The organism is Metabacillus sp. 22489 (assembly GCF_052044855.1).
Lineage (GTDB): Bacteria > Bacillota > Bacilli > Bacillales > Bacillaceae > Metabacillus > Metabacillus niabensis.
Genome location: NZ_JBQENT010000005.1, coordinates 1 through 21,456, shown reverse-complemented (window position 1 = coordinate 21,456; position 21,456 = coordinate 1). Strand labels below are relative to the sequence as shown.

Sequence of the window (21,456 nt, the reverse complement as noted above, 5' to 3'; positions counted from 1 at the left end):
TTACATCGCCCCCTGCTTTTTTGTTCGGTAATCAATTAAAGGGGCAAATGAACGACTGGTTAAAAATGCCATAACCAAAAATAATAGAATGGAAATCAATATAGTAGGAGGAACGACCAGCCAACTCAACAAAGGATCATTTTTTTCAAGCAACAGACCATTAGGATGAATACCAATAGTTGGGCACATCATTCGAATAGGCCAGCTCCAAGGAATGAACCACCAAAAAGAACGAGATGCTGACATTACTCCCAAAACAAACGTTCCTATTAGATTTAACATTACCGCTATTGTAAGCCCCCACCTTTTGGCCACAAATAAACAGAGTGGAATTTGCCAAAGACTTGTCATCCAGAGCAATAAACTCGCGGTAATTGTAGAAAGCGAAATAATGGAAAAATTGGCTATAACGATTCCCATGAGTAACATAAAAATTAAAAATACAATTTGAGATAAAAGCGAATAAATCATGATAATTATAATCTTGGCATACCATAAGCTCACTAAATTAATAGGTAATGAATACGTACCATTATAATTAGAAGCCTTTTTTTCTTTTTGATGAGATAAAGAACAAAATAAAGCAATCATCACTGGCATAAATATAATAGACCACCAGTTAAAAGTACCGGATACAAAAAATTGAATGTTCATTAAAAAAGAAAAACCTATATTAAGAAGAGGTACAAAAATAACCATTTTTCTAGAGAATGTCCTCTTAAACTTCAGGTTTTCGGCTTTTATATAATTTATCATTTATTTACACCTTCTTTTTCACGGCATGACTTTACAACTTCCATAAACAAGTTCTCCAAATCATCAACCTTATTTATTTCACCCTGGTACCCAAGGTGACCGCTGCTGATAATCCCAATATGATCTGCTATTTGCTCGACTTCTGAAAGAATGTGACTAGATAAAATCACCGTTATTCCTTCCTGAGGAAATGAACGTATTAGGTCTCTAAGCTCCTGTATACCTATTGGATCTAGTCCGTTTGTAGGTTCATCAAGGATTAATAATTTAGGATGATTTAATAAGGCGATTGCAATTCCAAGCCGCTGCCTCATCCCCATTGAAAATTGCCCTGCTTTTTTCTTTCCAGCATGCTGCATATCTACAGTCTTTAACACACTGTTTATGCGATCTTCAGAAAGACCGAGCAGCGTAGCATGTACCTTCACATTTTCAAAAGCAGTTAAATTATCGTAAAGAGGCGGACTTTCTATTAACGATCCGATATTTTGCAGATCAGATCGTTTCCATTTATGTCCATCAAAGAAAACCTCACCAGAAGTCTTCCGTAAAATTCCTGTTAAAATTTTAAGTGTTGTCGATTTTCCAGCTCCATTTGGTCCCAGCAGACCATAAATGCTGTTTTTTTGAACAGTTAATGAAACATCTGTAACAACTGTTTCTTTGCCAAACTTTTTTGTAAGACTTTTGGTTTCTAATAGGACTGCACTCATTTTACATCTCTCCCTTATTCCTTTTCATTCTTTAATACAACCGCTCGATAATACTCACGATTAAACTCAACAATGATTTCATCTTTGGCATCAGGATCTTCGTTTGTACTATAAATCTTCCCATAGCGTAATGGTTTTTTCTCTCTGATTTTATCCGGGTCATTAGAGATATATGGTTCTTTCAGTTCTTCTTCCGACCATCTCTTTCCATCACCATCTACAAAGAAAGATTGGCCTATTGCTCCTATTACTTTTCCTTTTTTGTCTTCTTCAACTTTATTTTTAAACTGATAAAGTTGATTGTCATATACTATTTGATCGAGTTTTCCCTTATCAATTAGACTCTTCATAGTTTCATTTGTATCGTTTTCGTTAACAACAGTAAAATGCATTGTTTTTTTTGTTTCTTCAACAACTTTATCTCCAAACTCTGTTAATGATTGACAAGCAGATACTATAAATAAAACAATAAAGCAGCCTAAAATGTTTACACATTTTTTCATAAACAACAAACATCACCTCACTCTTCTGAATTTTCCCCATTAGATGTTAAAAACAATAATGGATTCTTAAGCCGCCATAAATCCATGTGAAGTTTCCTTTTTTTCCGGATGCAGATCATTCTAGAATACTTTTATCAAAATTTAATCAAAAAAATATTTCAAACTGGATCTTTAAGCATTTTGGCGGCCAGATCCACGATCAAAGCCAAATAAAAAAGTGCAATCGATCACACTCCTTACTCTAAATGGGTGAAATCTCATTTATTTCCCAATAAAAAATATGATTTTCTTTGGAATATTCTTAACCATAGAAAAAACTGGTAAGAACTCTTAAGTTATACATCCCTTGTCTTGATGAAGAGGCTCTTGATTTGTATCGAAATGTTGTTCAAACCACATTATCGAAATTAACCGTTTCTCCGTCCAATAGTGTTCATTCTTAAAGCTGAATATAAAAAACGGATGTGAAAGATAACTCTTTCACACCCGTTGCTTTTTACTTAATTTTCTTGCCCCAGCTCTAATTCTACCGAGTATGTCTACGATTGTTTGCCGATCATTTAGCTTGATTTGAGCATGAGCTTGAGCCTTTGTTCCTTTGTTAGTGTTTCTTGTCTAATGTATTGTGTTGAAATTAACTGGATTATCATAACCATAAGATTGCTTGCTAATGACGTTGATGATAAATCTGTTTAATTTTAACCATGGATAATTTCTCTACACAAGAAAAGGCGGCTTTTAGGCAGCCTTTTCATTTTCATTATTGTTGTTAGAAATTGTTTTCTTGCCTAATGAGTACGATCCAGATGCGCAATTCAAGCAAAGCCTCCTGCCGTACTGACGAGCCCAACGGTCATAACCATGGATCAGGAACTACTCTGAAGCAAAACCTTCACAAGAAATAGCTTTCTAATAATTCACACCTTTCTGATGCTTTAATGTTTCAAGCCACTTAGTATCTCCGGTCCCATAGCTCTTGCTTTGCCCCACATCCCTCAGAGAGCCATTGCTATAATCAATTGAGAGGACAAAATCCGGAATGGCATCATACCCAGCTTCCGCTATTTTACTGAGCTCCGAACGATAATATGTTATAGCATAGGAAGCAGTTTGTTTTTGTACAGGATCTTTTTCAAGCTCTTCTTTATATACATCTAATAAATCACGTCCATCAGGCGTTACGTAACGCCCATCAACCACTTTTAATTCCTTCAACTGATAGCCTGTGACATCGTACATCTCACGAGCAGCTTGATATTTTTTATATGCCTCTTCGGAAAATTGTGCAGAATCACTGCTAAGGCTTTTCATGATATGTAAAAATAGCTCTTTGCTGTTGTCTCCTGATTGAAGCACTTGCTCAATTTGCTCAATGAGTGCCTCATCATCTGTTCCGCTCACCTGTACTTTATAGTCAATCGGTGTAATCGTAAACGTAAGCTTTGTCCCCTGCGGAATATGAATATCATATCGCTTCAACAGCACTTGCAGCTGCTGGTTAACCTGGCTTCGCTGATACACCTTTGCATTCTCATTCTCCACTTCTCCATCAAATGTCACATTGCGAAATACAGCATCCTGTAGGTTATAGTTTTGCGCCTTCCCTTTGAATAGCCATTCTGTTTCATTATCATAAGCAGCTTGTCTCTCTGCAGCTGACAGGTCACTTCTGAAATGAGGCGACTTTGAATTTTGGTACTTATCTTTAATATAGCCTAATGGATCAGACTTTGTTTTGTTAATCGCATTTATCCTGCTGTATTTTTCATCTAGTATTTTAATTCTAATATCACTTTCAGATTCATAGGGGTTAGTAGATTGAATGACAGTTTCTTCCCCTGTGTCTGTCACTGTTCGATCATTAGCTGATTGATACAATTTGCTGAAAGTCCCATTGTTTCTCACTACACTGGTCTTAGAGTAATTGAACTGATCGATACCATTCTCAGAGGATTGTCTCTCAAGTCTGTATGCCTTGTCCAATACTGATTGTGTATATACAGATGTACTTTTACTCCTGTAAGCTGAAACCTTATTCCAGATATTGTGTGCCGTGACTTGGTAACGAATATATTGCTGATTCAGACGCATTCGGTTCCCTCCTGATTAAGTCTCTCTTTTCTTTTTATCGGCAAACCTGTTGTAAATATTAACCTTATAAAGCATTTATTTACACTTTCGACTTTATTATGTATGTCACAACAATACTTGAAGCAGGTTCGTCTAAGTCTCTTCTAGCTTGAGTAAGGTCATCGATGCGCCGATATGATTTCCTCTTCCTGAGCGAAAACCTTCCGCGGCACTTTCATTACGACGGTATGCTTCTCTCTCTTGTTTCATCATGTACAACCCTAGCTCCTTCGTGTTTATGTGCACTTGCAGGATGTTTCTTCTCCACTTCCGATAGAACCGCAGTCACATCAGCTGTGCTCTTGAGCATGCGTCGCTTACGAAAGGAAAGTAATCGGATTCCCTCTCTTAAAGTGCACAACATTTCTTGAGGAAATGTTCAATTGCTCCTTTTTATTTATTAATTTTCCATTATAAAAATAGTGTTAGGAAACCTTATCTACTAACAAAATCGTTTACTAAATAAATCAATCATCATTAAGGCATTTTCAATTACTTTCCGTGTTTTATGAGAATTCTTAATTCGGATAAAAAATTAAATGCATGTAGCAATCATTAGAACCTGCTACTTTTTACAACACACCGCAATTGTTTACATTAATTAGGGGAAACTAAACATAATTGAGTTTTTTAACGAATAACTGGAGGGCTAATTGGATGGATATATATATATACATATTATTACTTCTCGGCTATGCTGCCTTACCTTTTTTCGGTTTAAATTCGAAGCGGAATTTCCCTTATGCCAATGTGCTGTATATTGTCACTGTCGGTCTTATTTACGATAACCTTATCCTTGCCCTTGGACGTTTCATTGGCGAGAGTGCTCTTCTTGAATCGCTTAGCATATGTAGATATTGGCTACACGCCTTCATTACTCCGACGCTAGTATTGTTTAGCTATGGGGTTATCCGAAAAACAGCACTTCACTGGGCAAAGAGTCGCATTTTTTATCTTGTCGCTTGGATTTACATGCTCCTCCTTATTTTAATTGAGCTTATTACTGTCACCCTTCATTTAAAAGTTACCCCTGTATTTGAATATGGTGTTCTTCATTATGTACAGGAAACAGAAACGGGGATTCCATATATGATCATTGGTACCGTTCTATCAGTTTTACTAGCTAGCATCATTGTTTGGTGGAAAGAAGGATGGAAATGGATGCTGATTGGTACAATCGTTATGATAATCGGCAATGCTATTCCTCTCCCCTTTAGCAGTTCAGCCACGATGAATGTTTTTGAATTTCTATTTATCGCCTCTTTGTGGGGAACGAAAACAAAAATATAGGTATATTAGAAGCTTTTCGTTCATATGATTGTTTGTTAGAAAAAGGAGGTCATTTTTTTATGGCAAGCCAAACAGGGGTTATTGTCCAACAATCATTGAACGCTTTACTAGAGGATCTATCATTTTTACCTATATTACATGACCAAGCAAGGAAGCAAGCTTTTACATCTTTGGCAGCAATTCTGTCTACTCCCAATCATATTCATAAATCTTTTTTACGTGTTCCATTAGAAAAAGGGAAGGTTGTCAGGATTCCCGCCTTTCGTGTCCAGCATAATGATACGCTCGGACCTTATAAAGGAGGGATTCGCTTCCATGAATCTGTCAACGAGGAGGAGGTCATAAACCTTGCAGCGTTAATGACGTTGAAAAATGCATTATATGAGGTTCCCTTTGGAGGCGGAAAAGGCGGGGTGGCAATAAATCCTCGAGATTTCTCTGATAAAGAGCTGCATTTAATCTGTGAAAAATATGTGCGTTACTTTAGTGATATTCTCGGCCCTGATAAGGATATTCCTGCTCCAGATGTTGGGACAGGCGAGCGCGAAATGGACTGGATGATGGCAGAATACAAAAGCATCAATCCAGGAAAGCCTTATCGTGGTAGCTTTACTGGGAAAAGCATTGTCAATGGAGGCTCACTCGGTCGCAGAGAAGCAACAGGAAAAGGGGTTTATTTTACCTTCCGTTATTTACTTCATAATTTCTTACTTGAGCAAAAACTATTCCTTTTAAAAAGCAACAACCGTTTTGCCAAAACCGCATTATCACTAGCCGAAAAGCCTATAACAATAGCGGTACAAGGGTTTGGAAATGTAGGATCTATTGCAGCATTAGAAGCCTATCAGTGCACATACTTACAAAATAAAGTAGTCGCTGTAAGTGACCGAAATGTTACTCTCTATAACGCTGAGGGCTTAGATATCCCAGCCCTTATTGAGTTTGCATCATTAAACCGTGGAGAGCTTCCAGTAACTAATGAGCAGCTATCAGCCGCTAAAATCGCTGCAGAGATTAAACCACGTGATGCGGTTTTATACGGAAATGTCGATGTCCTGCTTTTAGCTGCCTTAGAGGATCAAATACACAAGCAAAATATGGAGCAAATTAAAGCAACTATCATTATCGAAGGAGCAAACGCACCAATAACAGGGGAAGCAGATACATTTTTAAGCAATAAAGGCGTCATTATTATCCCTGATATTCTCGCAAATGCCGGCGGGGTTATCGTTTCTTATTTTGAATGGCTTCAAGGCCGAGAAACCCAATTTTACAGTGAAGCAGAAGTATTTCAATTACTTTATGAAAAGATGAAAACAACCTTAGATATAATTCTTCCACACTACTTCGCAGCTCCTCTTCCATTGCGGCAAAACTGCTATATCCAAGCAGTTATGAAGCTATGCACAATCCTATATCGACATGGGAAATTATATTGAAAAAGAGGGGGACAGTCCCCCTCTTATAAATTTCGATTTCGATATAACAAATAAATGAAAAACGGGGCACCAATTCCTGCAGTAAAAACACCCGCAGGAATATCAAGTGGTAGGAATGCTGTTCGCGCAACCATATCTGCGATTATCACGATCATTCCACCTAATAATGCTGAAATAGGAACTAAGCTTGCAAAGGAACGGCCAACTAGCATTCTACCAATATGGGGAGCAATTAAGCCAACAAACTCTATGCCTCCAGCAAAAGCTGCGGCAGCTCCAGCTAATGCCACACTAATTAATAAAAGAATTAGTCTTTGCTGCTGTACCTTCACCCCAAGTCCTGTTGCAACATCATCACCTAATTCTTTTACATTAACAAGTCTTCCAAGGAAAAATGCACTAGGAATAAATATGACTAACCATGGTAGCATCGCTGACACATCCTTCCAGTTCGCTCCATACAAACTTCCTGTTAACCATAAATAAGATTTCGTCGCAATCGTTGTTTCACTGACAACAATCATCATCATGACGATAGCCTTCATCGCAGCTGAAACTCCAATTCCGATTAATACAAGTCTTATCGGTGTTACACCCTTTTTCCAAGACAACAAATAGATAATCGCCGAAACAATTGTTGCTCCTGCGATTGCTGCAAAAGGTAGAAAGCTTATACTAACGGCTCCCATTAAATAAACGATAAACAAAATCGCGCCAACCGATGCGCCACTTGTTATTCCAATAATATCGGGAGAAGCGAGTGGATTACGGATAACAGCCTGCAAAATTAATCCGGCTACACCAAGTGCTGCTCCAACCATAAACGCAAGCAACACTCTTGGCAGTCTTAGTGTATGTAAAATAAAATCATACTCCCCACTACTAAAGCCGACTAGCTCCTTCATAACTTGAAAAGGATGAATAAAGCTACTTCCCACAGCTAAACTTAAAATAAACAGTAGCAAAGACATTACGCTGAGAAGAAGAATGACAATTATCGGCCTTTTCCCGATTTGTAAGGAAATTGAACCAGTTTTTGTACGTACTGTATAAAAATCATTCATTTCTTGCTAACCCCCTGCGTGCAAGATAAATAAAAAATGGTGTTCCGACGAAGGCAGTCATCACGCCAATCGGGAGCTCCTGTGGCATAATAACAAATCTTGCTGCAACATCTGCTAGAAGCAATAAACTTGCCCCAACAAATACGCTATAAGGAATAACCCATCTGTAATCTGGTCCAACAAGCCCGCGAACAATATGTGGAACAATTAAACCGACAAACCCAATCGATCCTGCAACAGCTACTGATCCCCCTGCCAAAATGACAACAATTACTCCAATTAACGCTGTTATTAATATGGTCCGTTGCCCTAAGCTTTTCGCTACATCATCCCCAGAAAGAAGAATATTTATCGATCTCCCTAAGAATAGCGCGACAAGACCTGCAATCAACATCATCGGCAGCACAGGTAACAGCATATCCATGCTTCGTCCAGCAACAGAACCTGCCAACCAAAATAAAACGCTTTGAAGCTTTTGTTCATCGATTACTAAAAGCCCTTGGGTGAACGAAACAAATAAAGCTGTTATCGCTGCTCCAGATAATACAATTTTGATCGGCGATAAGCCATCCCTGCCTAACGAGCCTAAAAAATATACTAATATCCCTGCAACACCAGCACCTAAAAAAGCAATCCACATATAACTTACCAATGAATCAACCTGAAAAAACGTTGCCGAAAATACAATAAAAAACAACGCGCCAGCATTTACACCGAAAATATCAGGTGCAGCTAGTGGATTTTTCGTTAACGCTTGCATCAATGCACCAGCAATTGCTAGATTTGCACCAATGACTGCAGCGATAACAGCTCTTGTCAGGCGTGATGTTGTTATAATGATATGTTCTGTGCTCGTCTCATCAAAATGAAAGAAAGCATCAAATGTCGTTTGGAACGAAATCGCATTTTGTCCAAATGCTATGCTTGCGAAAAAGGAAAGCACAAACAGTCCGATACATAAAAACAATCCAACAACCTTAAGTGGTGTTGAAGTAAAGACAATGCCCATGTTTCTCCTCCTTTCATAAAAAAACGTTTAAAAATAGGAGAAGCTGCAGCCTCCTCCTACCAAAAAGCTTATTTATTTTTCTAATTCAAATTTTTCATATAAATCATCAAGCATTAAGTTTGCAGCTTTAATGCCACCACCCATATTCCAAATGATTTCGTCAACCGTATGAACCTCATTAGCTTTAACAGCATCTAGCTTTTTCCATAGTGGATGGCTCGTCCATTCCTCATATGTTTTCTTTACCGCTTCGTTATCCTCCATAAAGAGGTAGAAGACATCTGCGTTCATTTCTGAAATGCTCTCTTTGTCAGTTAATTGAAGAATATCTTGAGAATCATCCGTTAAATTTTTCGGTCCCTTAAATCCTAATTCTGTAAGAACCGAACCAGCAAAGCCTGTCACATATATGCGAGCATGGTCTTCTCTAAAGTTTAGCACTGAAGCATGAAGCGGCCATTTATCCGCTAATTTTTCTTTTATTTTCGTTTGGAAATCTGCAACTCTTTCATCCCAAGCAGTGATGATCTCTTTAGCCTTCTCCTCTTCGTTCATCGCTTGACCCATTAATTCAACTGTTCCTTTATAATCAAAAACCGTTTCATGAACAACGGTTGGAGCGATTTCTGTTAGTTGATCATAAATTTCCTCATGACGAATTTTTGAAGCAATGATTAAATCTGGTTTTAACTTCTCAATTTCTTCTAAGTTCGGCTGTGTTTCCTGACCAATAATTTGTACACCCTCTAAATCATCCTTTAGATAATTAAAGATTGGCTGTTCAAGCCAGGATTCGACTGCACCAACAGGCTTTATACCAAATGCAACAGCTGTATCTGTTGCCCCTTGATATAGCGTAACAATTTTTTTAGGAGTCCCCTCGATTTTTGTCGTCCCCATCGCATGAGTGATTTCACGAACATCACTCCCACTAGCTTGCTCGTTAGCACCAGAAGAAGCTGATTCATTAGAATTACTACATCCAGCTAAAATCAAAACAAAGAATAAAATAAGTGCAAAGCCGCTAAGAAGTGGTTTTCTCCCTAATGTGTATGTAGTTGCTGTCATGTTATGTCCCTCCAAATTATATATGATAATGATAATTATTATCATTACATGTCGGATTATATAATAATCCATTTCCACTATCAATAGGTAAATGAAAATTATTTTCATTTACAATTCTAATTGGGCTAAACTGAGGTGAAACCCTATCGAAATTTGTCGAATGACAGAATTATTCTTAAAATTGGGAGATATCATTCAAAAGTTAACAGATTTCTAGCCAAAGTTGGGTGATTATTATAAAAAGTTGACAAATTACAGAGTTTGGAAGCTCTTCTCTAAAGGTTCTATACTCATTTACATGCTTCAATAAAATGAGGTGTTCAAGATTTCAGGCTTTTTTCTTTACTAATATCCTAAGTATAAAAATAGCTTACAAATTTCCATGACTATTGAATCATTTTTTGAAAACTTAGTTTGTTTAATAGCTAAACTAAATAGATGTTGCTATAATAAATCTCGAGTTAGGACTTTTTCATTTACGCATAAATGTAAGCCCTTTCTTAAATATTTAATAAGGAGGCATTGTAATCATTTTTGGTAAACCTCACATTCTAATTACAAAGGAGAGTATAGTATGATAAAAGTATTTCGTAAATCAATTCTTACTGGACTAGCTTTAGCCTTAATCGTACCTGCTGGAATGACTAGTGCCACTTCCACTAGTGAGCCAATAAGTGCTTTAGACGTTGCACCAATGGATAAACGTTATGAAGATTCATTCACAATCGGTGCAGCTGTTGAGCCTTATCAATTAGAAGGAGAAGAAGCAGAAATATTAAAGCACCACTATAACAGTATCGTAGCAGAAAATGTGATGAAGCCTATTAATATACAGCCAGAGGAAGGAAAATTTAACTTTACTGAAGCTGATAAAATTGTCAAATTTGCAAAGGAAAATAATATGGATCTTCGTTTCCATACGCTCATCTGGCATAGCCAGGTTCCTGAATGGTTCTTCCTAGATAAGGATGGCAAGCCAATGGTTGATGAAACAGACCCGAAGAAACGGGAAAAAAATAAAAAGCTATTACTGAAGCGTGTAGAAAAGCATGTAAAAACAATCGTCCAACGGTATAAGGATGATATTGATTCATGGGATGTTGTGAATGAAGTCATTGATGATAACCCGCAAAATGAAAAAGGATTACGTGAATCACCTTGGTACCTCATTACAGGAACAGATTTTATTAAAGTTGCCTTTGAAACAGCAAGAAAATACGACAAAGATGCAAAGCTTTATATTAATGATTACAATACAGAAGTTGAACCTAAACGAACTCATTTATACAATCTTGTAAAAGAACTTCTCGAGCAAGGTGTTCCAATTGATGGTGTCGGACATCAATCCCATATTCAGCTTGGTTGGCCTAGCATTCAAGAAACTGAGGATGCAATTAATTTATTTGCAAGTCTTGGCTTAGATAACCAAATTACTGAATTAGATGTTAGCTTATATGGATGGCCACCAGCACCAGCATATCCGACATATGAGGATATTCCTGATGAAGTCTTCCAAACACAAGCAGAACGCTATGATGCACTATTCGAGTTATATGAAAAGCTAGATGACAAAATTAGCAATGTTACCTTCTGGGGCATTGCGGATAATCATACATGGTTAGATGATCGTGCAGAGCAATATAATAATGGCATTGGGAAAGATGCTCCGTTTGTATTTGATATACATTACAATGTGAAGCCTGCATATCATGCAATTATGGACTAAAAGCGTTGGTTAGGAGTTTAATGACAAACTCCTAGCCTCCCCGCCTAAATTTAGTCTAAAAACCTACAGCTCTCTCAAGGAATTTGTAGGTTTTTCTAATTTCTTTAAGTCGACAGCTTTCTTCTAATGCCTATTCTTCTTCCGCTTTAAGAGAAGCTTCAGCAAGAAAAGCTAAATCTTGCGAGTTCTTACTGATTTCTTGAATCGTTGCCGAAAATTCTTGAATTGCCCCTGCTTGATTGTCTGTTAGCGTATGTATTTCAACAAACGTCTTACTTAATTTTGCAAGGAGGTTATGGATATTGCCCGTGATTTCATTAATTTGATCCACGTTCTCCTTAGAGTTTGTAGCAAGCTTTCGTATTTCGTTTGCTACGACAGAAAATCCTTTACCTGCCTCACCCGCTCTTGCCGCTTCAATAGCAGCATTTAAGCCTAATAAGTTACTCTGATCTGATAATTGTTTGACAACTGATGAGATTTTATCAATTTCCTCTGCACTTGAACTAACATCCTTCATTTGCACAGTCATTTCGGTTGCACGATCAGCTAATTTTGTCACCGATCCGTTTATTTCTTCAATGGACGCCGCAGTTTGCTCTACAATTGCAGAAAAGCTTTCCGCCATCTCAAATAACTTATTTGCCTTTTCAAGACTTGTACCTAGTCCAACCCCACCGATTACTCGACCCAACTCATCATGTAATGGAATGGCACGGGCAATTAACGGAAAGCCAAAAATCTCTTTTGGAATAACCGCTGACAATGACCTGTTCTGCCTAATCGCATTTGTAATAATATCTCCTTCTGCTAAAGGATCACCAGCTTTTACGTTTAAGGCAAAGGTTTTTCCTGGAATGTTCATAATTAATTTTTCTGTATCATAAATCCCTACGGTTATATCATCTTGTACTAAACTATTTAATAAAGGTGCTACTTTAACAAAAGCACTTATTAAGTCTATTCCATCATTTACGGTTGGCTTTTCCAATATTTCTTATCCTCCTAATATCACAGCTTTTGGTAAATCATTTTAATAATGCATGAAATCCCCAAATATTTTTGTACCTACTATATATCGGTGAAAATTTCTAAATGTTAAAGCAGTTTATTTGAATAAGTAATTACAATTTTTTATCCAACCTGTGTATGATTTTTTATTAAACATATATTTTTAAGCAAAGTAGGATTATAGTTATTTTCAAAATATGGTGAATATCGTTTCTTCTTCATTTTAGAAAAATAAAAAATAATCCCCCATTAATTCATAGAGGATTATCTATTTTGATTCTTTATTGAAATAAGAAGCATTAAGAATTCAAATCATATATTTGACCTTTAATTAAGTAAGCTGCACTTTCAGCTATATTTGTAATATGATCAGCCGTTCGTTCGAGGAAACGATTAATTAATAGCAATTGTACTAGCTGTTCTGTTTCCTCTGGGTTTTCTTTTAAATGACTTGTAAGCATTTTATATGTTTCCCCGTATAGCTTATCAACCTTGTCATCTAAATCGGCAACTTCTTTGACAAGAACCATATTACCTTCAAAGAACGATTGTAAGGCCTTATGCATCATCGTAATCGATATTTCTTTCATTTGATCAAGATTCGTATCATCTACTTGCGAGTTAGAAGTACCTATTTTGATTGTCGCCTTTGCAATGTTTACGCCAAAATCAGCAATACGCTCGATTTCTGAGGAAATTTTTAGAACACCAATGATTCTCCGTAAGTCTCTTGCAACAGGTTGTTCCTTTGCCATAAGCCAGACAATGAATTGATTAATTTCCGTTTCTAAATTATCAACAACTGAGTCCTCTTCAATTACTTTTAACGCTAATTCGATATCATGGTTCTTAAAGGCGTCAAAGGATTTATTTATTGACGCAACGGCAAGCTCACCCATCATTGTCAATTTCGCTTGTAGTTCTTGCAAATTATTTTCAAAGTTCTCACGAGTAACCATTTTTATCCTCCAAACTTAGCCGAATCTACCTGTAATATAATCTTCCGTTCTTTGATCGCTTGGCAAAGAAAAGATTTTACTTGTTTCATCATACTCTACTACTTCACCATTTAAGAAAAAGGCAGTTTTGTCTGATACACGCGCTGCTTGCTGCATATTGTGTGTCACTATTACAATTGTATAGTCTTTCTTCATATTTTCAATCAATTCTTCTACCTTTAAAGTAGAGATTGGATCAAGTGCAGAAGTCGGCTCATCCATTAAAATAATTTCCGGCTTCATCGCAATGGCACGTGCGATACAAACACGTTGCTGTTGACCACCTGATAAGCCAAGTGCTGAAGTTTTTAAACGGTCTTTTACTTCATCCCAAATTGCTGCACCACGTAAGCTTTCTTCAACTATGCTATTCAATTCCTTCTTATTTTTAATTCCTTGCATTCTAGGACCATATGCAACATTATCATATATACTCATTGGAAAGAGATTAGCCTTTTGGAAGACCATCCCAACCTTTGTTCTTAATTTGATGACATCATTTGTTTGGTATATATTTTCATTGTCGATAACAATATCTCCATTTATTTTTACATTATCAATTAAATCATTCATACGATTTAACGTTCGTAAAAACGTTGATTTCCCACAGCCAGAAGGACCGATTAAGGCTGTAACTTCCTTTTCTTGTATATCTAAGTTTACCGAATAAAGTGCCTGCTTCTCTCCGTAAAACAAATCTAAATCTCTTACACTGATTTTAACTGTGCCCTCTGATTGCTGGTTCATCTGTGATACATTTCCCTTCCCTGCTTTATTATGTTCAACCACTGTTGTATTCATGTCATACACCTCATTTAATAGTCAGCTTTATTTAGTTTTTTCGATATAAATGTAGCTGAAAGATTTAACACCAGTATGATAACAATTAAAACAATTCCAACTGCAGCAGCAAGTTCAATGTCACCTGACTCCTGTGTCACTAAAAAGGAATGAACCGTTAATGTTCTTGCGGATGAAAAGATCCCTTCTGGCATTGCTGCAACCGTTCCAGCTGTTAAGAATATTGCAGCTGATTCCCCGACAATTCTCCCAATTGACAAGATAATTCCAGACAATATTCCAGGCATTGCACTCGGTAAAATTACTTTATATAAAGTTTGTAGCTTAGTCGTACCTAAAGCAAGTGAGCCTTCACGATAAGAATGTGGAACTGTTTTTAATGATTCTTCTGTTGTTCGGATAATAACAGGTAATACGATAATCGTTAAAGTTAATGAAGCAGCGATGATTGACATCCCTAATTTTAAGGTTGTTACAAAGAATACTGCTCCAAATAATCCATAAATAATTGATGGGATTCCTGTCAGGCTTTCTGTCGCAAAACGGATTAATTTTACTAATCTCCCCTGCTTAGCATACTCTTGTAAATACACTGCAGCAAATATCCCGATTGGTGTTGCAATGATTAATGAGATAACAATAGTATAAATTGTCGTCACAATCATCGGCCAAATCCCACCGTGACCTGAAGGAGAATAATCACTAAAAATAAAGTCAATGTTAATTAATCGGAATCCTTTATAAAAGATAAAGCCAACAATCATCACGAGGATGGCAACTGTTAAGAAAGCTGAAAGCCACAAAAGTCCGCGTAACAAATTATCCTTAAATGTTCTCAACTTAATTGCCACCTTTCGCACTGATTTTTGCTAATACAAAATTTAATAATAAAATAAAAGAGAATAATACAATCCCAGTTGCAAATAGCATTTCCTGATGTGTTCCAAATGCATAGCCCATTTCTAAAGCAATATTTGTCGTTAATGGACGAACACTGTCTGTTAGACTAGTAGGTATAACTAAACTGTTTCCTGCTACTAAAATGACAGCCATTGTTTCACCGATTGCTCTCCCTAAACCTAAAACGATCGCTGCCATGATTCCTGACTTTGCTGCTGGTACAACAACTTTAAAGATTGTGCCTATTTGAGAAGCACCGAGAGCTAATGAACCTTCACGATAGGTTTTCGGGACTGCTCGAATAGCTGTTTCTGCTACAGTAACGATCGTTGGTAACATCATAATAGCTAAAACAAGGATAACTGCTAATAAGCTTTGCCCCTTCGCCAAATTTAAATTATTTTGCAAAAAGGGAACGATAATCGCGAGTCCAAATACCCCATATAAAACAGATGGGATTCCCGCGAGTAGCTGTACTGCAGGAGAAATGATTTTTGCTATACTTTTTGGTGCAATTTCCGCTAAAAATATCGCTGTAAATAAACCGATAGGAACTCCAATGATTAATGCACCTAATGTGGCAAATATCGATGCCACAATCATAGGAAATATTCCAAATTTGTCTTCACTAGGTACCCAATCGTCTCCAAAAATAAAGTCGATAAAGCTGTATCCATCTGCAACAAATGGAAGTGAGCCTTTATAAAATACAAATCCAACAATTAACAATAAGCTAATTACTGAAAGAAGTGCACAAAGCTGAAATAATCTTGATGATAGCTTCTCGTACATATATTTCCTTCTATTTGACTTTCCTATTTCAACAGGTTGGCGTGACATATTGTATTCCTCCAAGATCGCTTTTACACATGATGTTTGTTTATAAGTGACAAATAAAATCATACATCAGTGAGTGTTAATTATTTTACTGGTATAGCTCCAGTCTCTGCTACAATCGCTTGTCCCTCTGAGCTTAGAATATAGTCAATGAATTGTCGCCCAGCATCTGTAAGTAGCTCTTCCTTATGGACAAACAAAAATGGGCGGGACAGGCTATATTTTTGTTGCAGAACATTTTCTGCTGTAGCCTCTACTCCGTTAATTTTCACTGTTGAGATAGAGGGATCAATATATTCAAATGAGATAAAACCTACTGCATGCTTATTTGTTGCAACAGTTGTTTTTATATTACCGTTACCGCTCGCTATGATTGAACTTCTGACTAATTCACCTGAAGAGTACCCTACGATTTCTTGGAAAGCATCACGCGAACCTGATCCATCCTCTCTGGAAACAACGACTATTTCCATATCGTCACCACCAAGTTCCTTCCAATTCGTAACCTTACCTGTAAAGATATCCTTTACTTGCTCAATCGTGAGATCTTTAACTTTGTTGCTAGGATGAGTAACGACAACAATTCCATCGTAAGCTATAATGGTTTCTTTTAGACCATTTGCTTTTTCTTCTTCCTTCAAATCACGAGAAGACATACCAATTTCTGACACACCACTTGTTGCATTTGTTATGCCAGCAGAAGAGCCTATTTGATTTATTTCAATCTTAACTCCATTTTCCTCCATATATTTCTCGGCAATTTTTTCAGCTAAAGGTCCTACAGAAGTAGAGCCTGAAATTGAAATTGTATCTGAACTATTATTTGACGATTCTGTTTCTTGATTATTATTACCACATGCTGATAATACAGCTACTAAGGATAGCAACAATATCCCTATTGTTGTCATTCTTTTAAACGTCATTTCCAAACCTCCAAGATGTTCTATCACTACTTCTCTACTTCAAAATATTAATCTAATATTAAGAATAAACACGTTTTGTAAAGGAACTATGAACCTTTTGTAAAGGTTTTGTAAATTTTATTAATTAGGGGTTAAGGAATTGTAAAAAAATCCAATTTTTCAAAAAACCTTATCCATAATATATATTCATTCTTTCCTATTATGAAAGTTTTTCACATGAAATAAATGGTAACGATAGTCTTTTCAAAAAAAAATGCCTTGCCCTTATAGAGCAAAGCATTCCGATTTAGCGATAAATCATTTGAAATTTAGCTTACTTAGTCAAACCATTTACTAATACCTTACTTCTTTTTGTATTTATTTTAGCCTCCGAAATGAAAAGCCCAGTTAATGTAAGTAAGATCCCTAAGGCTGCCATCCATGTCATAGGCTCGTGCAACACAATCATTGCTGTAATGACCGTAATAACTGGAACTAAATATATGTAAATACTCGTTTTAATCGCACCTAATTTTTTTATTGCAAAGTTCCATGAGACAAAGCAAAGAGCAGACGCACCTAGTCCTAAGAACAATAAATTAAACAAGTAAACAGGTTGAACAAGCGTTCTAAATCAAGCTTAAAGTCAAATAAAAAAAGTGCCGGTATCATAAACAAAATACCGTAAAAAAATACTCTCCTTGTCGCTTGAATCGTGTTATAGCCATAGCTACTAATTTTCCTAGTTAACACAGAATATATCGCCCAAATGAGCGTAGCCGCTACTGCTAATAGATCGCCAACAGGATTTAATTGAAAATTAGTTGAACCGTTAAAGCTAATTAAAAAAATACCTAATAACGCAACAATAAATCCAATGAAAAAATTCATCCGCAATGGTTCGTTTTTCAAAAAAAGATAAATAAGTATCGCTGTAAAAAATGGAACAATAGCACTGATCACACCAACATTCGAAGCTAATGTAAAAGTTAAGGCGATGTTTTCCAAAAGATAATACAATGTAACACCACAGAGCCCAGCACAGGCAAATAGCAGTTCATGCTGTTTATCCATAAACTTTAATCGATAAGGATAAATCATTTTTAAAGCTATAATTCCTATAACAAACCGGAAAAATAAAATCTCTATTGGAGAAAAACCATTTAATAAGATTTTTGTAGAGATATACGTTGTTCCCCAAATGATAATTGTAATAATTGCTGATAAATGTCCTACTGAAAGTTTGTTTTCCATCCTTTTTCCTTTCCACTTTTTATCTGCTTATTTACTATATTCAATATAAATGTTGCGGTATTGCCCTGGGGTTAATCCGATGAAGTCCATAAAAAATTTGCTAAAATGACTTTGATCGACGAAGCCCGTTTGCATAGCAACCTCCAGTGGTTTAATCCCTTGTTCTAATAATTTTTTCGCTTCATTGATTCGGACCGTTTGTAAGTAACGATATGGAGTAATTCCACGAATCCGCGCAAATGAGCGTAACAATGTGTATTTATTCATATCACAAATTTCCACCAATTCTTCTAGAGAAATATGTTCTATATAATTCTTTTCTATATACTCGCAAACCTTAGCAATTTTCTGTTCAATCTTACCGAATTCTATATCCTTAGCTACTTCGCAATATTCTTCTATTAACTGTTCCATAAGAAAGTAAAACGTTTCTTCTTTCTCAAGCTCTGTTATCTCATCCATAATCATTTGGTGAAGATGATGCAACAAATGAGCATGTTCACTATGATAGGCAACAGGAGTAGTAAAGTAAGGAAGATCGTCTTTTCCGGTAATTTCCTTTGCCACCTTTCGCATAATATCTGGCTTAATATTCAAGCATCGATAATCCAATGATTTATGATCAACTTGTTCACATGCATGATTATCGAAAGGGTTAAAAAAGATAAGATCTCCGCTATTAATGACATAATTTTTATTCTTACAAGTCAATTTTCTTTGTCCACTTTCAATAAAACCAATTACATAATATTCATGAAAGTGATTGGGAAACTTTTGCATAATACCATGAAAACGATAAGCTTCGATTTGCAAATCATGATCAAAGCGAATTGTTCTTTCCTCCTGTTTCATCTATAAAAACCTCCCAGCGATGGTCTGAAAAATAGTGTAGCACATAATTATTAGAGCCTCTTGTATGATATTGACTAATAAAACAGCATGATAGCTTCAAATCTACCAGACTGTTTTCATTTACTTGAATTTTTTATTAACAAATTAATTACACTAAACATTTTTTAAAGCAGCCAATTTAGCGCAAGAGGTAAATTTTATTTATGGGTAATATCATTTTATAAAAAGTATAATTCTAATTAACTATTTTATAAAATTGATACGCAATCTATAATTATACATATTCTTTTTAGGTTTATGTCTACAGAAAATAGTTGTATAGAATAATGAAATGTTTTCAAATAATGTATATAAATGCTATGGAGTGAAAAAAATGTCGAGAAATATCTCACCTTTTAAATTGAACGAAAATCAATTCGGTGAATCGTTGCCAGAACAAATCGCAAAACATATTTTAGAAAAAATCATGAAGGATGAATTAAAGCCTGGTGACAAAATTGTCGAGGAGCATATTGCTCAAGAGCTTAAAACGAGCCGTGCTCCTGTCCGAGAGGCATTATATTTATTGCAAATCGATAATATTGTTGAAAGGGTACCGAGAAAAGGAACACTCGTCAAATCTTTTACGAAATATGAAATAAAGGAATATACCGAAGTAATGATCGGTCTTATTCAAATGGCACTAGAATTATCTAAAGAGAGATGGACTCCAGATTCCCTACTTGCCTTAGACGAAAAGCTTGAGAAAATGTCCAATATGTTTAATGCAGGAGAATTATTAGCATACCAAGAGTCTTCAAGTGCATTAACGAACTATATTTTTGAGATTGCTAATAATAAAGCTCTTAGCAAATTTTATTATGAATCAGTATATATTCTTAATGTATTTGCCAAAATAAAATGGACTACTGAGACAATGATTCATTTTCATCCGAAAATGGAAGAGACCGTCAACTTCATTAAAAGTAATAAAATTGATCAAGCTAAAGCTATCATTCCTAGTTTGTTGCTAGATACACTAACTGAATAGAAGGGCTCCCCCCTTCGCAAACAAAATTGTCGACAATCTACAATAATAGCGTTATCATTGATATGTAAATGATGAAAGGGAGGAAATAAAAGATGGATTTTTCAGGAAAAGTTGTTTTAATAACAGGGGCAGCTGCTGGAATCGGACTTGCAGCTGCAAAGGCATTTGCTAAAGAAGGAGCGAAATTGGCGCTTATCGATTTGAAATTAGAAGCATTACAAAAGGCTGCTAATTCAATTGAAGCGGAAGATCTTCTTTTACTACCTGCTGATGTATCTAAAGAGGACGAAGTTAAACAGTATGTTACGGAAACGAAAAACAAATTCGGTAAAATTGATGTATTTATAAATAACGCAGGAATTAACGGGAAATTTGGTTTGTTGGATGAGCAAACTGTTGATAATTATCAAGCTGTCTTTGGTGTCAATGTTCTTGGTGCATTCCTTGGATTAAAGTATGTGTTACCAATTATGAAGGAACAACGAAGTGGTGCAATTGTCAATACAGCATCTAACGGGGGGTTACTCGGAGCTCCTGGCATGGGAATTTATGTTGCTTCTAAGCATGCGGTACTTGGTTTAAATAAAACTGCTGCATTGGAGGCTGCCGATTATGGAGTTCGCGTTAATGCTGTTGCTCCATCAGGGGTAGATACTCAAATGATGAAATCAATTGAAACAAATGCAATGCCAGGAAAAGAAGGAGAAGCTCGCACTGCGTTTGAAAATAGTGTTCCTATGAAACGCTATGCAACTCCTGAAGAAATAGCTGATCTAATGGTCTTCCTTTCTTCTGATAAAGCTTCCTTTATCTCTGGATCTTATTATCGAATTGATGGTGGACAAGGAGCAACATCTGTTTAATAGTTGTAAATCAACTTTGTCTTTAAAACCTGTCTGAAAAGTATTTTTAAAACTAAACTTGCTGACAAGCTGTAACAGACATTAATGAAGTACATGATGCTAGACTAAAAAGTAGACACAGATTGTTATAATAAGAATATAAACTATAACGAGGTGTGTCGAAAATGCCAAGAGGTACTGGTAAAAGATACGATGAAGCATTAAAAAAAGAAACAGTAAAGTATATTGCAGAGAACAATAAGTCTGTGGCTCAAGTAGCTAGAGAAATGGATATTAATGAAAATACTTTATATAACTGGATTAAGAAATA

The 21,456-nt window shown here is 36.1% G+C and carries 20 protein-coding genes and 1 pseudogene; 6 read left to right on the top strand and 15 right to left on the bottom strand.

All coding sequences use genetic code 11. The features are described from left to right. The 4 genes from ACTJJ9_RS04255 to ACTJJ9_RS04240 all read right to left on the bottom strand — a co-directional run bounded on the left by ACTJJ9_RS04255 (position 1) and on the right by ACTJJ9_RS04240 (position 4,063). Positions 1 to 756, bottom strand: a complete 756-nt coding sequence (locus ACTJJ9_RS04255; protein ID WP_145584243.1) for a lantibiotic immunity ABC transporter MutE/EpiE family permease subunit — start codon at positions 754 to 756, stop codon at positions 1 to 3. Further along, a complete protein-coding gene (locus ACTJJ9_RS04250) occupies positions 753 to 1,469 on the bottom strand; it encodes a lantibiotic protection ABC transporter ATP-binding protein (RefSeq protein WP_145584245.1) in 717 nt (238 codons plus the stop codon). The genes ACTJJ9_RS04255 and ACTJJ9_RS04250 overlap by 4 nt, the downstream gene beginning before the upstream one ends. Before the next feature lie 14 nt (positions 1,470 to 1,483). After that, positions 1,484 to 1,972 (bottom strand): NisI/SpaI family lantibiotic immunity lipoprotein, encoded by a 489-nt coding sequence (locus ACTJJ9_RS04245; protein WP_255452000.1) that lies wholly within the window; start codon positions 1,970 to 1,972, stop codon positions 1,484 to 1,486. 909 nt (positions 1,973 to 2,881) lie between these two features. Further along, positions 2,882 to 4,063 (bottom strand): DUF4885 domain-containing protein, encoded by a 1,182-nt coding sequence (locus tag ACTJJ9_RS04240; protein ID WP_145584249.1) that lies wholly within the window; start codon positions 4,061 to 4,063, stop codon positions 2,882 to 2,884. A gap of 696 nt (positions 4,064 to 4,759) precedes the next feature. Here ACTJJ9_RS04240 and ACTJJ9_RS04235 point away from each other — a divergent pair. Together ACTJJ9_RS04235 and ACTJJ9_RS04230 are read left to right on the top strand one after the other, a co-directional pair. After that, positions 4,760 to 5,392, top strand: a complete 633-nt coding sequence (locus ACTJJ9_RS04235; protein ID WP_145584251.1) for a hypothetical protein — start codon at positions 4,760 to 4,762, stop codon at positions 5,390 to 5,392. A gap of 59 nt (positions 5,393 to 5,451) precedes the next feature. Beyond that, positions 5,452 to 6,831: a Glu/Leu/Phe/Val family dehydrogenase gene (locus ACTJJ9_RS04230; protein WP_145584253.1), complete on the top strand. Its 1,380-nt coding sequence runs from the start codon at positions 5,452 to 5,454 to the stop codon at positions 6,829 to 6,831. A 23-nt stretch (positions 6,832 to 6,854) separates the two neighbouring features. Here the strand turns inward: ACTJJ9_RS04230 and ACTJJ9_RS04225 are convergent, their stop codons facing one another. The 3 genes from ACTJJ9_RS04225 to ACTJJ9_RS04215 all read right to left on the bottom strand — a co-directional run bounded on the left by ACTJJ9_RS04225 (position 6,855) and on the right by ACTJJ9_RS04215 (position 9,972). Continuing rightward, positions 6,855 to 7,895 (bottom strand): iron ABC transporter permease, encoded by a 1,041-nt coding sequence (locus ACTJJ9_RS04225; RefSeq protein ID WP_145584255.1) that lies wholly within the window; start codon positions 7,893 to 7,895, stop codon positions 6,855 to 6,857. Next, positions 7,888 to 8,904 (bottom strand): FecCD family ABC transporter permease, encoded by a 1,017-nt coding sequence (locus ACTJJ9_RS04220; RefSeq protein ID WP_440768479.1) that lies wholly within the window; start codon positions 8,902 to 8,904, stop codon positions 7,888 to 7,890. The genes ACTJJ9_RS04225 and ACTJJ9_RS04220 overlap by 8 nt, the downstream gene beginning before the upstream one ends. A gap of 72 nt (positions 8,905 to 8,976) precedes the next feature. Next, positions 8,977 to 9,972, bottom strand: a complete 996-nt coding sequence (locus ACTJJ9_RS04215; protein WP_440768478.1) for an ABC transporter substrate-binding protein — start codon at positions 9,970 to 9,972, stop codon at positions 8,977 to 8,979. Positions 9,973 to 10,546: 574 nt separating this feature from the next. On the opposite strand from ACTJJ9_RS04215, the gene ACTJJ9_RS04210 reads away from it, so the two are divergent. After that, the gene (locus tag ACTJJ9_RS04210) at positions 10,547 to 11,698 is read left to right on the top strand and encodes an endo-1,4-beta-xylanase (protein WP_440768477.1); all 1,152 of its coding nucleotides are present in this window, start codon (positions 10,547 to 10,549) and stop codon (positions 11,696 to 11,698) included. A gap of 130 nt (positions 11,699 to 11,828) precedes the next feature. On the opposite strand, the gene ACTJJ9_RS04205 is transcribed toward ACTJJ9_RS04210, so the two are convergent. The 8 genes and pseudogenes from ACTJJ9_RS04205 to ACTJJ9_RS04170 form a co-directional block, all read right to left on the bottom strand. After that, positions 11,829 to 12,689 carry a methyl-accepting chemotaxis protein gene (locus tag ACTJJ9_RS04205; RefSeq protein WP_440768476.1) on the bottom strand — a complete coding sequence of 287 codons (861 nt, stop codon included), beginning with the start codon at positions 12,687 to 12,689 and terminating at the stop codon, positions 11,829 to 11,831. A 319-nt stretch (positions 12,690 to 13,008) separates the two neighbouring features. Next, the gene (gene phoU, locus ACTJJ9_RS04200) at positions 13,009 to 13,668 is read right to left on the bottom strand and encodes a phosphate signaling complex protein PhoU (RefSeq protein WP_145584263.1); all 660 of its coding nucleotides are present in this window, start codon (positions 13,666 to 13,668) and stop codon (positions 13,009 to 13,011) included. Positions 13,669 to 13,683: 15 nt separating this feature from the next. After that, the gene (gene pstB / locus ACTJJ9_RS04195) at positions 13,684 to 14,454 is read right to left on the bottom strand and encodes a phosphate ABC transporter ATP-binding protein PstB (RefSeq protein WP_440768487.1); all 771 of its coding nucleotides are present in this window, start codon (positions 14,452 to 14,454) and stop codon (positions 13,684 to 13,686) included. Positions 14,455 to 14,522: 68 nt separating this feature from the next. Further along, positions 14,523 to 15,347 carry a phosphate ABC transporter permease PstA gene (gene pstA, locus ACTJJ9_RS04190; RefSeq protein WP_095297230.1) on the bottom strand — a complete coding sequence of 275 codons (825 nt, stop codon included), beginning with the start codon at positions 15,345 to 15,347 and terminating at the stop codon, positions 14,523 to 14,525. A 1-nt stretch (position 15,348) separates the two neighbouring features. Beyond that, complete coding sequence (gene pstC / locus ACTJJ9_RS04185; protein WP_145584265.1) at positions 15,349 to 16,248, bottom strand: phosphate ABC transporter permease subunit PstC; 900 nt, start codon at positions 16,246 to 16,248, stop codon at positions 15,349 to 15,351. A gap of 80 nt (positions 16,249 to 16,328) precedes the next feature. After that, positions 16,329 to 17,168, bottom strand: coding sequence for a phosphate ABC transporter substrate-binding protein (locus tag ACTJJ9_RS04180; protein ID WP_095297226.1), 840 nt, complete (start codon positions 17,166 to 17,168; stop codon positions 16,329 to 16,331). Positions 17,169 to 17,481: 313 nt separating this feature from the next. Beyond that, positions 17,482 to 18,401: pseudogene (locus ACTJJ9_RS04175) on the bottom strand (DMT family transporter). 27 nt (positions 18,402 to 18,428) lie between these two features. Further along, entirely contained in the window at positions 18,429 to 19,253 is an 825-nt protein-coding gene (locus tag ACTJJ9_RS04170; protein WP_440768475.1) for an AraC family ligand binding domain-containing protein, read from the bottom strand. 373 nt (positions 19,254 to 19,626) lie between these two features. Between ACTJJ9_RS04170 and ACTJJ9_RS04165 the strand changes: the two genes are divergently transcribed. From ACTJJ9_RS04165 to ACTJJ9_RS04155, 3 genes are all read left to right on the top strand, one after another. Then, complete coding sequence (locus tag ACTJJ9_RS04165) at positions 19,627 to 20,283, top strand: GntR family transcriptional regulator (RefSeq protein ID WP_186324287.1); 657 nt, start codon at positions 19,627 to 19,629, stop codon at positions 20,281 to 20,283. A gap of 92 nt (positions 20,284 to 20,375) precedes the next feature. Next, positions 20,376 to 21,146, top strand: coding sequence for an SDR family NAD(P)-dependent oxidoreductase (locus ACTJJ9_RS04160; RefSeq protein WP_095297219.1), 771 nt, complete (start codon positions 20,376 to 20,378; stop codon positions 21,144 to 21,146). Between the two features lie 164 nt (positions 21,147 to 21,310). Further along, the coding region (locus tag ACTJJ9_RS04155; RefSeq protein WP_440768486.1) for a transposase at positions 21,311 to 21,456 on the top strand (146 nt) is incomplete at its 3' end.

What these genes read in the sequence shown, in the direction of transcription:
- pstC (WP_145584265.1), bottom strand. Translation starts at nt 16,248, where the DNA reads ATGTCACGCCAACCTGTTGAAATAGGAAAGTCAAATAGAAGGAAATAT.
- ACTJJ9_RS04215 (WP_440768478.1), bottom strand. Translation starts at nt 9,972, where the DNA reads ATGACAGCAACTACATACACATTAGGGAGAAAACCACTTCTTAGCGGC.
- ACTJJ9_RS04220 (WP_440768479.1), bottom strand. Translation starts at nt 8,904, where the DNA reads ATGGGCATTGTCTTTACTTCAACACCACTTAAGGTTGTTGGATTGTTT.
- ACTJJ9_RS04240 (WP_145584249.1), bottom strand. Translation starts at nt 4,063, where the DNA reads ATGCGTCTGAATCAGCAATATATTCGTTACCAAGTCACGGCACACAAT.
- ACTJJ9_RS04210 (WP_440768477.1), top strand. Translation starts at nt 10,547, where the DNA reads ATGATAAAAGTATTTCGTAAATCAATTCTTACTGGACTAGCTTTAGCC.
- ACTJJ9_RS04250 (WP_145584245.1), bottom strand. Translation starts at nt 1,469, where the DNA reads ATGAGTGCAGTCCTATTAGAAACCAAAAGTCTTACAAAAAAGTTTGGC.
- ACTJJ9_RS04165 (WP_186324287.1), top strand. Translation starts at nt 19,627, where the DNA reads ATGTCGAGAAATATCTCACCTTTTAAATTGAACGAAAATCAATTCGGT.
- pstB (WP_440768487.1), bottom strand. Translation starts at nt 14,454, where the DNA reads ATGAACCAGCAATCAGAGGGCACAGTTAAAATCAGTGTAAGAGATTTA.
- ACTJJ9_RS04170 (WP_440768475.1), bottom strand. Translation starts at nt 19,253, where the DNA reads ATGAAACAGGAGGAAAGAACAATTCGCTTTGATCATGATTTGCAAATC.
- phoU (WP_145584263.1), bottom strand. Translation starts at nt 13,668, where the DNA reads ATGGTTACTCGTGAGAACTTTGAAAATAATTTGCAAGAACTACAAGCG.
- ACTJJ9_RS04160 (WP_095297219.1), top strand. Translation starts at nt 20,376, where the DNA reads ATGGATTTTTCAGGAAAAGTTGTTTTAATAACAGGGGCAGCTGCTGGA.
- ACTJJ9_RS04230 (WP_145584253.1), top strand. Translation starts at nt 5,452, where the DNA reads ATGGCAAGCCAAACAGGGGTTATTGTCCAACAATCATTGAACGCTTTA.
- ACTJJ9_RS04180 (WP_095297226.1), bottom strand. Translation starts at nt 17,168, where the DNA reads ATGACGTTTAAAAGAATGACAACAATAGGGATATTGTTGCTATCCTTA.
- ACTJJ9_RS04255 (WP_145584243.1), bottom strand. Translation starts at nt 756, where the DNA reads ATGATAAATTATATAAAAGCCGAAAACCTGAAGTTTAAGAGGACATTC.
- ACTJJ9_RS04235 (WP_145584251.1), top strand. Translation starts at nt 4,760, where the DNA reads ATGGATATATATATATACATATTATTACTTCTCGGCTATGCTGCCTTA.
- ACTJJ9_RS04225 (WP_145584255.1), bottom strand. Translation starts at nt 7,895, where the DNA reads ATGAATGATTTTTATACAGTACGTACAAAAACTGGTTCAATTTCCTTA.
- ACTJJ9_RS04245 (WP_255452000.1), bottom strand. Translation starts at nt 1,972, where the DNA reads ATGAAAAAATGTGTAAACATTTTAGGCTGCTTTATTGTTTTATTTATA.